Origin of the sequence: Proteus sp. PR00224, assembly GCF_016238105.1 — a bacterium.
Taxonomy (GTDB): domain Bacteria; phylum Pseudomonadota; class Gammaproteobacteria; order Enterobacterales; family Enterobacteriaceae; genus Proteus.
Genome location: NZ_JAEHQU010000002.1, coordinates 554,781 through 570,596 on the forward strand (window position 1 = coordinate 554,781; position 15,816 = coordinate 570,596).

Genomic DNA, 15,816 nt, shown 5'->3' on the forward strand with positions numbered 1-15,816 from the left:
TTGAGAAGGTAAGTAAGACGTGAGTCTTTAAATAGACTCACGTTCAACTAATTGACAAGGTACGTGTACGGTATCTCTATGGTTTCGTTCTTGAATAATATGCAACGTCGCCTCTTTACCTAATTCATAATGAGGCAGTTGTACCGTTGTTAATGGTGGATAAAACAATTCTCCCGTACCAATCATATTATCGTATCCCAAAACAGCCACTTGCTCTGGAATACGTAACCCCATAGAAAGTAAAACTTGGTAAGCGAGAAAAGCGATACGGTCATTACCACAAATGAGAATATCAAAGTCAGCCTTTTGATGAACACAATGCTTTTTCAATATTTCAATCACATCACGGTAGTGTTCATCTCCAAACATCATCGTATATTGTTGTAGATCCGCCAATGGTAGCCCAGCCTCTTGCCAAGCATCTTCAACGGCTTTACGACGAATAGGACCTGCAACAGACTCTTCAGGTATATAAAAGCACAAAGGACGGCGATACCCTTTCTCGATGACTTTTTTCATCCCAAAATACTGTCCATGATAATCATCGGGAATATAAGTTGGAAAAGCGTGCGTTTTATCTAAACAGTTTGCTAACACTAAATTCTTATCGAGCAACTTTTCATGTACGGTGATTTCACGCAACCCCATCGTGGTATAAATAATACCATCTGGACGTTGAGCCAAAAGTTGCCAAATGGCATTTTCATAACAATCTTGTGCAGTCAAATTAACAACAAATGAACTCCAACCAAATTCTCTTGCGGTTTGTTCTATCGATAAAATCATTTCCACAGAAAACGGTGTCGTTGCGGTATCAATTGCCAGAACACCAATTGATGATACTTTTGTTCCTTGACCACGAATTTTTCGTGCAGAATAATCTGGAACATAGTTAAGTTGATCAATCGCATTTTGGACTTGTTTCAGTGTTTCTGGTTTTAATAACTCAGGGTTATTAATCGCTCTTGAGACTGTCATCAAAGAAACGGATGCAAGTCGAGCTACATCTTTCAGTGACGCCATAGCATTGGCTCGGTTGGTTTATTAAAAAGGGTCAGTAGAAATAAAGTGCTATTTTACAAGAAGTAAAGCCAAAAAGCCACAAAGGGAATTGTATTGTAACTAAATGCGACTATTAATTACTTCATAAAAAAACACCTAAATATATTATTTTTTTACTTATTAAGTGAGTTTAATATAGTTAAAATCACTTACGATAAAAAACTTAGTTACAATTAATAATAGTTATCTCATCCTTTCATTATAGAAATAAATTATTCTTATCTATAAAATACAAATATTGAAACAAAACAAAGTTCTGATATTTTATCTATAATATAATACAGAAGTATTAATCATTTTTAATTTGATATATTCTGAATATGGCTCCGTTGCGTGAATGTTACCCTACATAAAAAACTTATAAATTAGTCAAATTTCGTTACTCATTCACTTTTAGTGTAAGAGCAGAGTAAAACCAGGAGCAACATATGGAATCAATAATCCACTTAATCACTTTTGAAGATGACAGTACAAAAGTTCAACTTAAAGCCGTTCTTTCTTCTTTAGCGGCTAATGTGAAAACCTATTCAAATGAGCAGGCTTTCTTGAAATACTATTTTTCATCAACAAAAGGAGCTCATAAAGAGTGCATCATAATTAATACAAAGAGTAGTGCAGCACCATCAATTGCACTGATTAAAGAACTCAACAAATTGAAAAACATCATCCCTGTTATTATTATTTCTGGGGATAGTTCCATTGAGAGTTGTCGTAACGCATTTAAATCAGGGGCTTTCGAATATTTAACTCGCCCTCTAAATGTGAATGAACTTCTTAATATTGTCTCGGAATCTTTCCTACATTATGAAAGTGAAGTTGAGCAATTCCGAACATATATATCTCTAAAAGATAAATTTGGTAAGTTATCTAATAGAGAAAAAGAGGTTATGGAGATGATCCTTGACGGAAATACGAGCAAAGAAGCGGCAGAAAAACTTTCGTTATCGCCTCGTACAGTTGAAGTGCATCGTTCAAATATGTATACGAAATTGAAAATAAGATCACTACCACAATTAGTTCAAGAGTATGATTTCTTTAAGAAATATGACTTAAGAGCAAACTGATTTACAATGTGATTTCTATTTATCAATGGGTTGTATTATCTTACTATATAACGATATGACCTGTTTAATTTTCATTATATTTTATTAATGAGAGAAAGCTGTACTTCTAAAAATATTCTATTTTGGATGAATTACACCTAATATGGGAATAATTAATACGCTAGACACCATTCTACGATAGAAAGGGCGGCAACTTATTTTGATGCCACCCTTTCATTAGTGTTCGTTTAATTTCAATTTAAAACATTTGTATATTTTATTTTCATAATCGCTATTATTAATAACTATTATCATTGTTTTTTATTAGTAATAGCAATATAAGAATAAATGAAGTCCTTCATTTGATATAAATCATTTTTTACTTATTATAAAGATGAGTATTCTCATTTCTAATTTCTCATTTCCTTTATTCTTATTTTACGAAGAAAATTATTAATGAGTAAAAAATAATACAAAAGAAATTCCCGTCTCTTTTTTTTATGCCCATTTAAAGACTGGTTATGCGTTTTGATTTTCGATTTAAACAAAAAATTCCTTATAAGAAAATTCTAATCGAAGTGTTTTAATTGTGATTATTTAAACAGTAAAATAAGAAATAATAATAAGTATTTCCTTTTATACTCCCTTTTACTTAAGAAATTTATTCTCTTTATAGTTTAATTAATGTAATACATTATTTACCATTTCTACTTAATAATAATCAAATAAAGAGCATCATTAAATGATCACATTGTGTAAGTATAATGCACTAGCCCTAAATAAGTATTAACACCTAGAAAAACAAATGATTATTAATAATTTATTTATAGTCTTAATAAGAGCAAAAAAAGAAGGAATTAATCTGCATAAAAAAATATAAGATAAACTTATACGTTTATTCTTATTTTCACTTTGAGTAAATGCCCTTATGCTATACCCTCCTAACTCGCTTTTTACAAAGAAAAATGAACACTCAAGATAAAAACCGTCGCCCGATAAAAGCAAGACAAACAAACTGGGCTACAAAGTGCAGCCGCTACTTACAACAAAAAGGGGCAACGCCTAACGGCATTTCCGTGTTTAGTGTCATATTTGCATTACTTGCAGGCTTATCACTCTTTTGTGCCCTCTTCTACACATCTGGACTATTACGCTCAATTTTACTGCTCCTTGGCGCTATCATGATCCAAGGTCGCCTCATTTGTAATTTACTAGATGGTATGGTTGCCGTCGAAGGAGGCATGAAAAGTCCAGTAGGTGCTGTTTATAATGAATTACCAGACAGAATTGCTGATACTTTAATTATTTTGGGTGTCGGTTATGGGCTATCTTCTGACTTTTCTATGGCCATTACGTTGAGCTGGGTGTGCGCTTTTTTTGCAGTAATGACCGCTTATGTTCGTGTATTAGGTGGCGCTTGTGGACTAGATCAACAATTTACAGGCCCCATGGCAAAACAACACCGAATGGCGTTATTAACCTCTGTTGCTGTTATTGCTGCATTTATTCCTAATCTTTGGGGAATATGGCTCTTTTTGATTTCATTATGGATTATTATTTTAGGTTCAATGCTGACCACAATTTTCAGAACCCGTCGAATTTTACGGGATTTAGCACAAGGCGTCTGATTAATGAAAAATGGAAAACTTGCTTTAGATGCAAAAGTGGTATCATCCGTTTTAGTCTCTATTTGTCGATTCCTAACAGGTATTCGCGCTAAACAAACTTCTCCTATTGCAAAAGATATTCCTTGTATTTATTACGCTAACCATTCTAGTCATCTTGATGGCTTAGTTATTTGGTCTTGTCTTTCACCCAATATTCGCCCTTATGTTCATCCCGTTGCCGCTGAAGATTATTGGAACAAAAACCGCTTACGCCGTTATTTATCTCATCGTATCTTTAGAGCTATTCTTATTCCTCGTCATGCCGCCAAAATGAATTTTCCACAAGAGGAAAATTCTTGCGGAGAAAGCGCAGAGCAACTTGCCAATGACGCTGCATCATCAGCACCAAATAAAGCCAATGCACTTGCTCTGATGCAAGAAATTTTAGACCAAGGGGATTCTTTAATTATTTTTCCTGAAGGTACTCGAGGTAATGGCGAATCTATTCAAGATTTTAAAACAGGTCTTTGGCATCTTTCTCGTAAAAATCCGAATGTTCAATTAGTCCCTATTTATCTGGAAAACTTAAACAGAGTTCTTCCCAAAGGCTCTCGCTTAGTTGTTCCTGTTATTTGCAGTGCAATTTTTGGTGCCCCTATTGAAGCCACTCATGAACATGAAAGTAAACAAGAGTTTCTAGTAAGAGCAAAAAGTGCGTTAGAGGAGCTACACAATGGAACGTATTAATAACGAAGTCCTCTGGATCTTTATCGGACTCTTCTCTTTCTTAATTATCGCCAGCATTATTGGTGCTATTTTAGCAGCAGTAAAAGGCCCTACATCCACCATCACCAATCTTAATTCAAGGATCAATGCGTGGTGGGTGATGTGTATTATTGCAGGTGTTGCAATAGGGATTGGAGCAATAGGTTCTGTCGTCCTATTTGCTATTATCTCATGGCTTGCATTACGTGAACTTATTACCTTAACACCCACACATCGTGGCGACCATGAAGCGCTGTTCTGGTGTTTCTTCGTTATATTGCCTATCCAATACATTCTTGTTGGTGTGCAATGGTACAACTTAATGGCAGTATTTATTCCCGTTTACGCCTTTCTATTAATACCAACACGTATGGCACTTTCAGGTGACACTCGCCACTTCTTAGAACGTATGGCAAAAGTGCAATGGAGCGTAATGATAGCAATTTATTGCCTAAGTTATGCACCCGCACTTTTAATGTTGCCAATTGAAGGTTTCGAAGGCCGTAATATCAATTTACTGCTCTTTTTAATGATAGTGGTGCAAGTTTCTGACGTACTTCAATATGTGTTTGGTAAATTATTTGGCAAACATCCTATCGTGCCTAAATTAAGTCCAAATAAAACAGTGGAAGGCTTTTTTGGTGGCATTATCTCTGCCAGCCTTATTGGCATGATGTTGTGGTGGGCAACGCCTTTCTCATGGTGGGCTGCATTTTTACTCTCTTTAGTAATCACATTGGCAGGTTTTGCCGGTGGTTTATGTATGTCTGCAATCAAAAGAGATAGCGGAGTAAAAGATTTTGGCACGATGATCGAAGGTCATGGTGGCATGATGGATAGAATGGATTCGCTCTGTTTTGCAGCCCCTATTTTCTTCCACGTTATTCGCTATTTTTACGTTTAGTTTTACTCTGTTTAATCAAAAGCAAACTAACCTATATAAACTAAAGTGCCGATATTAAAACTATCGGCATTTTTATATTCCCTGTTTTACTTATGCTAATTTAATATCATAAATTAACTATCATTATATAAATTAAACATTTGTTTTAATTTTGGATTAAAAGTCGATATATTATATTTTACATATAAATCAAATAATTAAATAAAATTATTGCGCATAAAGAGGTCTGCTTTCTCTACTTTTTTATTTATAGTGATAGCTTAGAAAGCTGCTATCTTTTACCCTAACGCTCCTTTTCTTTCTAGATTATTTATCATTATGATCACTTGGCTACTCCTTGCTTTTTCTTTATTACTTTTGGGTTTTAATCGCACTCTTGCACTTATTACACTTGCATTTACGGCAGTTAGCGCATTTATAACTGGCGTTATTACATGGCAAACTTTGCCCATTATTTTTGGTATTCTGCTATTAGCATTTGCTTATTCACGTTATAAAACACAACCACTGCTACGCGGGATCATCATTCTTGCGCTTATCATCATTGCCAGCGGGTTAGCCTTTCACCTTATTCCTGGTTTTAACAATTTACGTTACCTTTCACACACCGCTATAGGGATAAAAAGCGCCCCTTTTTCATTTTATTTCAATGCTGACAAAGCATTATTACCTTTTATTTTTCTGATCTTTATTCCTACGCTTTTTGTCTGCACTCCATTAAAAGAAGCAAATAAATTACAGTGGGCAATGCTAATTATTGCCATTCCTGCACTGTTATTAATCGCCGTAAAACTAGGGGGATTAGCAATTGAATTGCATTTACCATCGTGGTTACCTGCATTTATTCTCGCGAACCTCTTTTTTGTCTCACTCGCTGAAGAAGCATTATTTAGAGGTGTTATTCAGCAAACATTATCACGCTATCTTCCCCCTTATATTGCACTATTAATAGCAGCCACTATCTTTGGTTTAGCACATTTCGCAGGCGGAGTATTGTTAGTTGTTTTTGCTTCACTCGCGGGGATTATTTATGGGTTAGCTTGGATGTGGAGTGGTCGGCTCTGGGTTTCAACGCTATTTCACTTTGCACTTAATCTGACTCACCTGCTCTTTTTTACTTACCCATTTAAAATAGCCTGATTGATTTTTTTTCTTATCGGCTCGAAGGATTTTTTATCCTAACTTTCACCACCTTTTACTGATATCTTAACTTCATCAGTAAAAGGATGTGTGAAACGTGAAAGCACTCACACAAATAGAATACAGATATTCTTATTGCGCCCATTATCCGATGAAATTTTTGTTAGTATGCTTTATCGCTTATCTATAAATAATCAAAACTTCATTCGGTACACAATAACAAGCTCAAAATAATAACATCCATTAATACGATAAGAAGTTGCCTCACTTTACGGTATAGACCTTAGAAAAAATAGGTAAGCTTTGCTCTGTTTTCTTTTTTTTAGTTCAGCATTATCTGCTGAAAATTTGCCTCTTTCGCCATCAGGACAAAAATATGTTAGATCAAGAAATGATCCGCACTTTTATACAGGTCGCCGACTGCCAAAGTTTTACCAAAGCAGCCGATATGCTTCATAAAACATCAGCGGCAATTAGTTACCGTATAAAAACATTAGAAGAAAATATTGGTACCCAACTTTTTAATCGCACCACAAGAACCGTTACACTCACACCGGCAGGCGAATATCTATTAGAAAAATGTCGTCAATGGATTGTATGGCTAGAATCAATGCCTATAGAACTTCAACAAATGAACGCAGGTGTCGAACATCAGGTCAATATTGTGATTAATAATCTTCTTTATGATCGCACCGCTGTTGCCAGTATGTTGGCTTGTCTTCATCAACGTTTTCCTTCTACCCAATTTCATATTACTCGCCAAGTCTATATGGGTGTTTGGGATGCACTTATTAATGAAGATTACCATTTTGCTATCGGTGTTACGGGTAATGAATCCCTTAAGAATAATATTAACATTTGTGCGATGGGCGAAATTCAATGGCAATTTGTTGTCGCGCCGAATCATCCTTTAGCCAATATCAGTGGTGTCTTAAGTGATGATCAAATGCGTATGTATTCTGCTGTAAACGTCGAAGATACGTCTCGCCATCTTTCTAAACGTACTGCATGGCGCTTATCGGGTCAGCACGAGATCCGTGTACCTGATTTACACACAAAATTAGCCTGTCATTTAAAAGGCGTGGGAATAGGATTTTTGCCATTAAGTTTATGCAAACCACTTATTGATAGCGGACAGTTAATTGCGAAAGAAGTAAAAAATCGTCGTCATAACTCTCCTCTTTCATTGGCATGGTGTGAAGATAAAAAAGGCGCAGTAGTCAGTTATTTAGTGGAGTTGTTTAAGCAAAATCACCCGAGTGTGCAATCGTTTTACGATCCTTTAAATTAAAAAGGCAAACCGAAGTTTGCCCTTTTACTGTATATTCAGTGACTATCTGAATAGCGTACTACGCTTTTGCTTCTTCATTATTGTTGTTGCTTTCTTTAATAAAAAGGCTTGCCACAATACCGATACAAATCAGAATAGCTGCAAAGTAGAAACCTGAGTCCATGCTACCTGTTTTGTCTGATAGGAAACCAGTTAATGTTGGTGCAAAAACAGAACCCAGCATACCGATACAGTTATAAACACCAAATGATGTACCTAGTGCATGTCGCGGTGAGTTATCAGCAACCACAGCAACAAGTACTGGGTTTGTGCTGATTTTACCGACAATGCCGTAAAGGATCAGCGCGCCAATTAACACAGGCATTGATTCTGACATTGGCACAGCAAGAATAGCGACTAATGACAGCGGTAACATGATCAATAATACAGGTTTACGGCGACCAATTTTATCTGAAACCCAGCTAAAAATAAGTGAACCAGGAATAGCAAACCACGGCATTAATGATGCGATAGTTGAAATTTGTGTCCCAGTAATTCCACGCTCAGTTTCTAAGTAATACGGTAACCACGTTACTAAGACAAAGAAGCCATAGATTGAACAGAAGATGGTGACATACGCAAGGTTGATATTGCGATTACCAAATAAATCTTTAAATGTCAGTTTAACTTTTTGTTTTGGTGCGCCATTTTCTGCCGCAGGTTGTGCTTTTGGCTTATCTTTGATGATCCATAACATAACCAAACCAATAATAATAATTGGCACACCAATGATATAGAACGGAGCACGCCAGCTCATTCCCATCTCACCAACAGAAATACTTGAGATGTAGTAACCAATAGACAAACCAAATGCCATACCACTATTGATAATCGCACTACCTAATGTAATACGATGTTTTGGTATCGCTTCTGAGGATAGACCATACTGAGGGCCATAATAGAAACCTTGGAATATCCCCACCATGACCCATGCAAACATAAAGGTCACGTAAGTTGGCATCATACCCGCAATAATGGTGAATCCACCGAAGAGAACAACACCTGTTACTAATACTTTTTTCTTACCTAAATAGTCACCAATCATGCCTGATGGAATATTTAGTGCAGTATATCCGATAAAGAAAATACTCATGATGGAGCCAAGTTGAGCTTTAGACAGATCAAACTCAGCACCAATATTTACCATTAAAGGGCCAACAATAGCACGGCTACCATACAGCGCAATCCAACCAAAGAAGAAGATAATGGTCAGTTTAACCCAATAAGGGACTTTGCCTTTCTCATTCACTTGTGCATCGTTCATAATGACGCTCCTGAAAGCATTTTTATTAAGACTGATAAATTAAAGTGCCAGACTGACCTTCAATAACTTGTTGAATATTTTGTAATGCACCAATATGAGCTTGTTGCCCTGTTGCATTAACAAAATCACTCACTGCCATGATTTTTGGTCCCATTGCGCCATCAGCGACAGCCATTGGTGCAAGTTCTTCTGGTGTTGCTTCACGAATTGCAGCTTGTTCTGGTGTACCCCAATTTTTATAAATAGCATCTGCCTCTGTTAAAATAACAAAGTGCTCTGCATTTAATTCACGAGAAATTAAAGCCGCCGTTAAATCTTTATCAATAACAGCTTCACTACCAATAAATTCATTATTTGAATTGTTGACTGGAATACCGCCACCGCCACCACAAATAACAATATGACCTTTATCTAATAAAAGTCTTACTGCTTCGATATCAATAATCTTTTTCGGTGTTGGTGATGGCACAACACGACGATAATATTTACCGTCTTGTTTAAATGTCCATTGATACTTCGCAATTAACTCTTCTTTAGCAGCTTCATCATAAATAGGGCCAATAAATTTACTTGGATCGTTAAATGCTTCATCATTAATATCAACGGAAACTCGAGTCATTACCGTTGTAATAGCTTGTTCAGGGTGATTTTGATTAATTTTCTGCATCATCATATAACCAATCATACCTTGGCTTTCTGCGACTAAGATATCCAATGGATATGCAGGAACATCTTGATATGCAAGGTTTTGAAGTGCAAGCAATCCAACTTGAGGCCCATTACCGTGTACTAATACAACACGATACTCTTTAGCTAATTTATTAATTGTCTCTGACATCAATTCAATATTTTTATATTGATTTTCAGCAGACAAAACTTCCCCGCGTTGCAATAATGCATTTCCGCCTAAAGCAATAACAATTGTTTTCATAATTATCCGTATCCGAATGTTTATATAAATTCTTTTATTAAAAAATATTAATCAATATGCTGTTGTTGTTTTTTAGTTTGGTAACCAATCCATAAGCCCAGTAATGTATCTGCACCAGAATGATGACCAATAGAGAGTATTTCCAACATATCCTTAAAAATAATCTCTTTATTCTTTATTTTTTTACCTAGTTGAATGAGATAGGTAGAAAATATTCCCTGTGTGGCATATTCCAAATAATGCTTACTGACAATGGTGGTCAATTCAGATAAAGGCGGTGTGTTATTAAAAAAATTATTAAGTTTATTTTCTGGCTCTGCTAAATAATGTGCAAATAGCATCCCCACCAGCATATCATCTGAACTTGGCGTTAATCCGGGGCCTTTTCCTGTAAAAATAGCCCAGTTAACCGCATTGCCTAATAGCTGGTTATGAAATAGCTTAGTTAGTAATCTAATTTCACTGAGTTGCGCGATTTGACGGTAATTTTTCAATGAGCCGTATAACCCCGTTGCAATCGAGGGAGATAACAGAGAAAAAAAACTTTCTAACCAACGTAAATCTAAATTCGCTTTATCTTGTAAGCGCAAATTCTCACTTTGACCTGCGATCAATGTGAGTTTATTTGCGAGTATCGCTTGATGATTTTTAAGACTCATCACAATCGAGGGATGGCACTGTTTGGCAAAATAATCAAAATCATCTTGTTTTAGTAACCATCCCATCGGGCTTAATCCTTTTCCTTCACGATGAAAAGTCATTAAGCGTTGTTGAGGGCAAATGAAATTCAAAGCATGGTCATAAATGCCCACACATTTAATCTCACCTTCAAAGTCAGTGATATGCTGGCTGGTTTGAAGTGCTTGAATTTGCATAATGCCCCCTTTATTGCTATTGCTGCACTTTGTCGTTAAAAAACGAGATTAAGCGTCGATGCCTAGCTCTTCAGCAAGTGCAACAATTGCTTTTTCAAAGCAACCTAAAGGTGCGCGTACAGTACCAGCACCAATCTGACCAACACCCGGCTCTTTATGTGCAATCCCTGTGTTAATCAGTGGCGTGATCCCTGTTTCAACTACGCGACGAGCATCTAAACCTAAACATGCACCTTGGAAATCCCAAGTTGGAATTTGCAACATCATGTTGCGTGCAAGATAGATCTCAGCCATTTCTTCAGTCACTTCACGCGCCGCATCCATACCACCTGATGTCCCAACAAAGCGTGTTACACCAGGAGCGGCAACCATTGCTGCGCCACCAATACCGAAGGTTTCAGTGATTGCACTATCACCGATATCTGGATTCGCATCTGCTTGACTAAAGCCTGAGAAGAACAGACCTTGTGGTGTATTTACTGGAGCGGTAAACCATTGGTCACCCATTCCGCTGATTTTGATACCAAAGTTGCTGCCATTACGTGTCATTACAGTGACGATAGTACCTTGCTTGATTTGAGCACCCGCATCCATCGCAGCCTTACAGTAAGCCATTGCTAAGTTCAGGAAGAATTGGTCTGTAATGCTCAGGAATTTAGTTACTTTTGTGATTTCAGCTTCTTCGAAATCTAAAGTGCCTAGTACTGGTGCAAGCTGGCGCAGTAACAGTGCAGATGCGGCGATGTTACGTTGGTGGAATTCATCACCCATCGTAATTGCTTGTCCCATAATTGCCGTCAGATCGATACCGTTTTCAAACGTTGCAATCGCTGCTTTTAATACTGGCGCCAAGCTATTTTGCATCCAATGTAAACGCTCTTGCACATCTGGACCGTAAGCACCAAAGCGCATCACTTTACCGATACCTTCGTTCATGTTGCAGTAAGCGTAGTTACCATGAATGTGGTTTTTGATAACCAGCATTGGCATATGAGCAGAAGTAATACCGCCCATTGGGCCTACTGCATTCACGTTATGGCAAGGAATAAACTCAATTTCACCGGCTTCTAACATTGCCAATGCTTGTTCTTCAGTTTCTGCCCAACCTTCAAATAAAGAAGCACCAATACATGCACCGCGAACAGGGCCACTCATTTCCCCCCAAGTTACTGGTGGACCTGCGTGAAGTAATTTTTTACCTGTCTCTAAAGCAGGAACAACTTCTTTTGCTAAGCTAACATCACACCAGTGAGGACGGGCTTCACGGATACGTTCGATAACTGCTTCATTCGCTTGTTCGATAGTTGAGTACATATCTGCAATTCCTTATTTCAATTTCTTTAATATTTCAGCCAGTTTTTTATTGCCACCTGCGACAGGTGCCCACTGATAATGAACAACGGGGGTGCCACTTGATTGCAGATCGTCTGCAAAGCTACGTAATCCTGCGTTGATCACAGAGATCCCGTTAAGCAGTGGCGACACTTCAGCATGTGCTTCTGCTGGATGAGGCTGGATTAATTCTTTGGCTAATAAAACGGCTTCTGGCAACGTATCCATCACAATAATGCCCGCTTCTTTTAGCTGTTTTTGCTGTTCGCTACGGTTTTGTGGATCGTCTTCAGTACCCGTGATAGTTGCGATAGTGATCAGTGGATTTGCTTCGCCACGTTTCTCATTCAGTTTTTTGATTTCCTGAATTAACGCGCCAGCTGGATCTTGAGTTGCGCCATAACCAATAACAAAATCAACCAGTAACACGCCCGCTTCAGTTTTATTACTTAGCTCACTGATAAATTTGTTACGTGTAGATGGGTCAATCATTGGGTGTGGTTTACCCTGTGTATAGAAGTCATCACCCATATCGATAATTTTGTGACCATCAGCATCTAGCATCGTGCCTTGTTTATGCTCGTTATCGACTTCAACATTGAGTTTTTCAGATAACAACATGGCGCACTCAGCCGCTAACGTACCACCGGCATAAAGACCAATGATTTTCTTACCTGCTACTTTTGGTAATTCCGCGGCAATATCTTCAACACGAGCTAATTCAGCCGCAATACGTGCAGTTTCATCTAAAGTGCGAGTGAAATAGATATTGTCGTCTTGGAATTTCTCAGGTTTTGTTCCTAAGAATTGAGCCACAATCGGTTTGTTATGGCGTTTCATTTCAGCAATGATTTTTTGGCGAACAGCTGGCGCTGGTGGCTTAGAAACAAAAGCAATAACTCGAGTATTAGGATCAGCAGCCAGCATATTGATAGCTGTTATTGCACTGATGCCACCAATTTGCTCAGTTAAATCACGCCCACCTAAACCAATGGAGTGAGAAATACCTTGGCGCTGTAAAACAATCTGTGAGGTGATTTCTTGAATACCAGTACCTGATGCGCCCACAATACCTATTGAACCTTTAGGTGCAATATTCGCGAAAGCAAGAGGAGCACCCGCAATATTCGCAGTACCACAGTCAGGCCCCATCACAATCAGACCTTTTGCAGCTGCTTTTTCTTTTAATGCTTTTTCATCTGCGATAGAAACGTTGTCAGAGAACAGCATAACGTTACAGCCATCTTCTAAACCGGTATCAGCTAATTCAGCCGCATATTCCCCCGCAATAGAGATAAGTAACATATTGGCATTCGTGCTTTTTTGTTTAGCGGTACGCCAGCTACGCACTGTCGTTAATTTGTTACCACCTTTTTGACCACTGGCTATCTCTGCCAGTGCTTCCTCTAATGCCGTAGAAATCATATCGATAATGGAAGGATCGTCTGATTCCGCTTTAATCGAAACACAAATGTCATTCGGTGTGGCTTCGTTAAACATGTCGTGCCAGAAACCGGTGACATCGAGAAGAGATTTATTCGCTGGTGTTCCCATCATGACGGAAATTTCTTCCACCTCTGGGGCTTCACTTAATTTTCGGGAAATAATCATCAGGCTTACTGAATCCTGAAAGCTCCCTTTTTTAATAAAAGCATGGATCATTATGATATCCTTAACGCATTTAATATATGTAACAGCACATATCTATTTGCATTTCGTTTTTTTGATAATAAGAAGCCTATTTGCTTAAGTTATTAAGCAATATAAATAAATGTCTGATTTATTAATTTCTAATCTCTGTATATAAACATACTGAAGAAATATCGAAATGTAGAGTGACAGAAGTCACACTTACTTATTGTAAAAAATTTTTATTTAATCGAACGATATTTATTAAATAAATTATGATGAGGAAAGCTTATTAATTTAGGGATAAAACCTAAAACTTCATAGAGGAATTTAACGAATAAGAAACAACCAATAGAATACAAACTTCAAATAAAACAAAGACAACTAATTATCAAGTTACAATTTTATAACATACAACAATAAATAATTATTATCAATAAATAAAAAAGGCTATTTTCCTTTGTTAAATTTTTAAGTTAATCTTTATTTTCAATTGTATTTAATTTTATAAAAAACAAAAAAGCCTTTTATTTAATAAGGCTTTTAAAATAGAAAGAATATTTAATATATAACTTAAGTTACTGCTTAATAGCTTCAACTTGAATTTTTAATGTCATATTATCCGCCATTCCTTCTTTGACTAAAAAGTCTACGCCCCAATCTGAACGTTTAATGGTTGTTTCAAAATCTCCCCCACAAACAGGTGCATTAAATACAGGGCTTTCATAACAATTAAATTTAGTTGCTGTTAAATGAATTGGCAGTGTTTTCCCTTTCATTGTTAATAACCCATCAATAGATGTAGGCTTATTATTAGAAAAATGCCATTGTGTTGAAGAAAACTGAATTGTTGGGTATTTATCTGCATCTAAAATATCGGCACTTTTCACATGATTATCAAATACCTTTAATCCCGTATTTAATGTTTTAACTGGAATAGAAACATTTATTTTTCCTATATTCTTTTCTGGTGAATAAGTTAAATCCCCTTCAATCTCATAAAAACCACCACTATTGGTCGAAGTACCAAAGTGATCAATATAAAACATAGCCTTAGTGTGTGTCGGCTCAAGTTTATATTCATTTGCTTGCACTGTCGGCACAAGTAATAATGAGGATAATACGGCAGGTAAAATAAATTTCATTATTGATTCCTAATATATTTTTATAAAATAATGCCCATAAAGAAAAAGCTTTATAGGCATTTTTAAACAAAGAGAATAAAAATTACAAAGAGAATTTAAAATTAATTAACGCTGAGAATCTAAAACTTCGTTATTTTTTAATACGTCTTGAGCTTTGCTATAACTTTCAATTAATAACTGATAAGCAGGGAAAATCTGAGTATACGCTTGCGCCCATTCAGCGGCATCAGCACGATTCCATGTTTTTTGAATTTCAGAAGCAACCGCTGCGGTGTCCATCGGTACTACACCCGCTTGAACAATACGAGCTAAGGTAATTTCTTCAGCCATTTTACTGTAAGTACCTGATGCATCAATCACTGCAAAGACTTGATAACCTTCAGCAACCGCACTAATTGCAGGGAATGCCATACAAACACTCGTAATAGTACCCGCGATAATTAATTGCTTTTTACCTGTTGCTTTAACAGCTTCAACAAACTCAGGATTATCCCAAGCGTTAATTTCACCTTTACGTGCAATATATTTTGCATGAGGTGCATTTTGATGAATTTCAGGAATTAATGGACCATTAGGGCCTTGTGGTACAGAAGCAGTTGTAATAACAGGCATATTAGCTAATGTTGCCATTTTCGCTAATACTGAAGCGCGTGCTCGTAATTCAGTCATTGGCATATCACCTACGGTTTGAAATAAACCACTTTGGTGATCAATTAATAACATAACAGCATCTTCTGGATTAATTACAGGGCGTTGACCATTAAAATTTGCTGGAGTGCTCATTTGTTT

General features: G+C 36.8%; 14 protein-coding genes. 6 read left to right on the forward strand and 8 right to left on the reverse strand.

The features are described from left to right. Nucleotides 1-27: 27 nt before the first annotated feature. Nucleotides 28-1,023: a LacI family DNA-binding transcriptional regulator gene (locus tag JEP71_RS05780; protein WP_196533975.1), complete on the reverse strand. Its 996-nt coding sequence runs from the start codon at nt 1,021-1,023 to the stop codon at nt 28-30. Between the two features lie 467 nt (nt 1,024-1,490). On the opposite strand from JEP71_RS05780, the gene JEP71_RS05785 reads away from it, so the two are divergent. From JEP71_RS05785 to allS, 6 genes are all read left to right on the forward strand, one after another. Next, nucleotides 1,491-2,126, forward strand: a complete 636-nt coding sequence (locus JEP71_RS05785) for a response regulator transcription factor (RefSeq protein ID WP_109371383.1) — start codon at nt 1,491-1,493, stop codon at nt 2,124-2,126. Between the two features lie 944 nt (nt 2,127-3,070). Next, nucleotides 3,071-3,733, forward strand: a complete 663-nt coding sequence (locus tag JEP71_RS05790) for a CDP-alcohol phosphatidyltransferase family protein (protein ID WP_198625900.1) — start codon at nt 3,071-3,073, stop codon at nt 3,731-3,733. Nucleotides 3,734-3,736: 3 nt separating this feature from the next. After that, nucleotides 3,737-4,459, forward strand: a complete 723-nt coding sequence (locus tag JEP71_RS05795; RefSeq protein WP_198620859.1) for a lysophospholipid acyltransferase family protein — start codon at nt 3,737-3,739, stop codon at nt 4,457-4,459. Then, on the forward strand, nt 4,446-5,381 hold the full coding sequence (locus JEP71_RS05800; protein ID WP_198620860.1) for a phosphatidate cytidylyltransferase: 936 nt from the start codon (nt 4,446-4,448) through the stop codon (nt 5,379-5,381). Before JEP71_RS05795 ends, JEP71_RS05800 begins: the two co-directional genes overlap by 14 nt. A gap of 318 nt (nt 5,382-5,699) precedes the next feature. Beyond that, entirely contained in the window at nt 5,700-6,521 is an 822-nt protein-coding gene (locus JEP71_RS05805; RefSeq protein WP_196533972.1) for a CPBP family intramembrane glutamic endopeptidase, read from the forward strand. Between the two features lie 376 nt (nt 6,522-6,897). Further along, the gene (gene allS / locus JEP71_RS05810; protein WP_198620862.1) at nt 6,898-7,812 is read left to right on the forward strand and encodes an HTH-type transcriptional activator AllS; all 915 of its coding nucleotides are present in this window, start codon (nt 6,898-6,900) and stop codon (nt 7,810-7,812) included. 58 nt (nt 7,813-7,870) lie between these two features. On the opposite strand, the gene JEP71_RS05815 is transcribed toward allS, so the two are convergent. The 7 genes from JEP71_RS05815 to JEP71_RS05845 all read right to left on the reverse strand — a co-directional run bounded on the left by JEP71_RS05815 (nt 7,871) and on the right by JEP71_RS05845 (nt 15,810). Beyond that, nucleotides 7,871-9,115, reverse strand: a complete 1,245-nt coding sequence (locus tag JEP71_RS05815; RefSeq protein WP_196533970.1) for an MFS transporter — start codon at nt 9,113-9,115, stop codon at nt 7,871-7,873. A 25-nt stretch (nt 9,116-9,140) separates the two neighbouring features. Next, the gene (locus JEP71_RS05820; protein ID WP_160230627.1) at nt 9,141-10,046 is read right to left on the reverse strand and encodes a carbamate kinase; all 906 of its coding nucleotides are present in this window, start codon (nt 10,044-10,046) and stop codon (nt 9,141-9,143) included. Between the two features lie 47 nt (nt 10,047-10,093). Further along, on the reverse strand, nt 10,094-10,921 hold the full coding sequence (locus JEP71_RS05825; RefSeq protein WP_198625901.1) for a DUF2877 domain-containing protein: 828 nt from the start codon (nt 10,919-10,921) through the stop codon (nt 10,094-10,096). A gap of 48 nt (nt 10,922-10,969) precedes the next feature. Then, complete coding sequence (locus JEP71_RS05830) at nt 10,970-12,235, reverse strand: DUF1116 domain-containing protein (RefSeq protein WP_198625902.1); 1,266 nt, start codon at nt 12,233-12,235, stop codon at nt 10,970-10,972. 12 nt (nt 12,236-12,247) lie between these two features. Next, a complete protein-coding gene (locus JEP71_RS05835; RefSeq protein ID WP_198625903.1) occupies nt 12,248-13,915 on the reverse strand; it encodes an acyl-CoA synthetase FdrA in 1,668 nt (555 codons plus the stop codon). A 545-nt stretch (nt 13,916-14,460) separates the two neighbouring features. Further along, nucleotides 14,461-15,030 (reverse strand): YceI family protein, encoded by a 570-nt coding sequence (locus tag JEP71_RS05840; protein ID WP_442958805.1) that lies wholly within the window; start codon nt 15,028-15,030, stop codon nt 14,461-14,463. 102 nt (nt 15,031-15,132) lie between these two features. Continuing rightward, complete coding sequence (locus JEP71_RS05845) at nt 15,133-15,810, reverse strand: hydrolase (protein ID WP_023582649.1); 678 nt, start codon at nt 15,808-15,810, stop codon at nt 15,133-15,135. Nucleotides 15,811-15,816 lie beyond the last annotated feature (6 nt).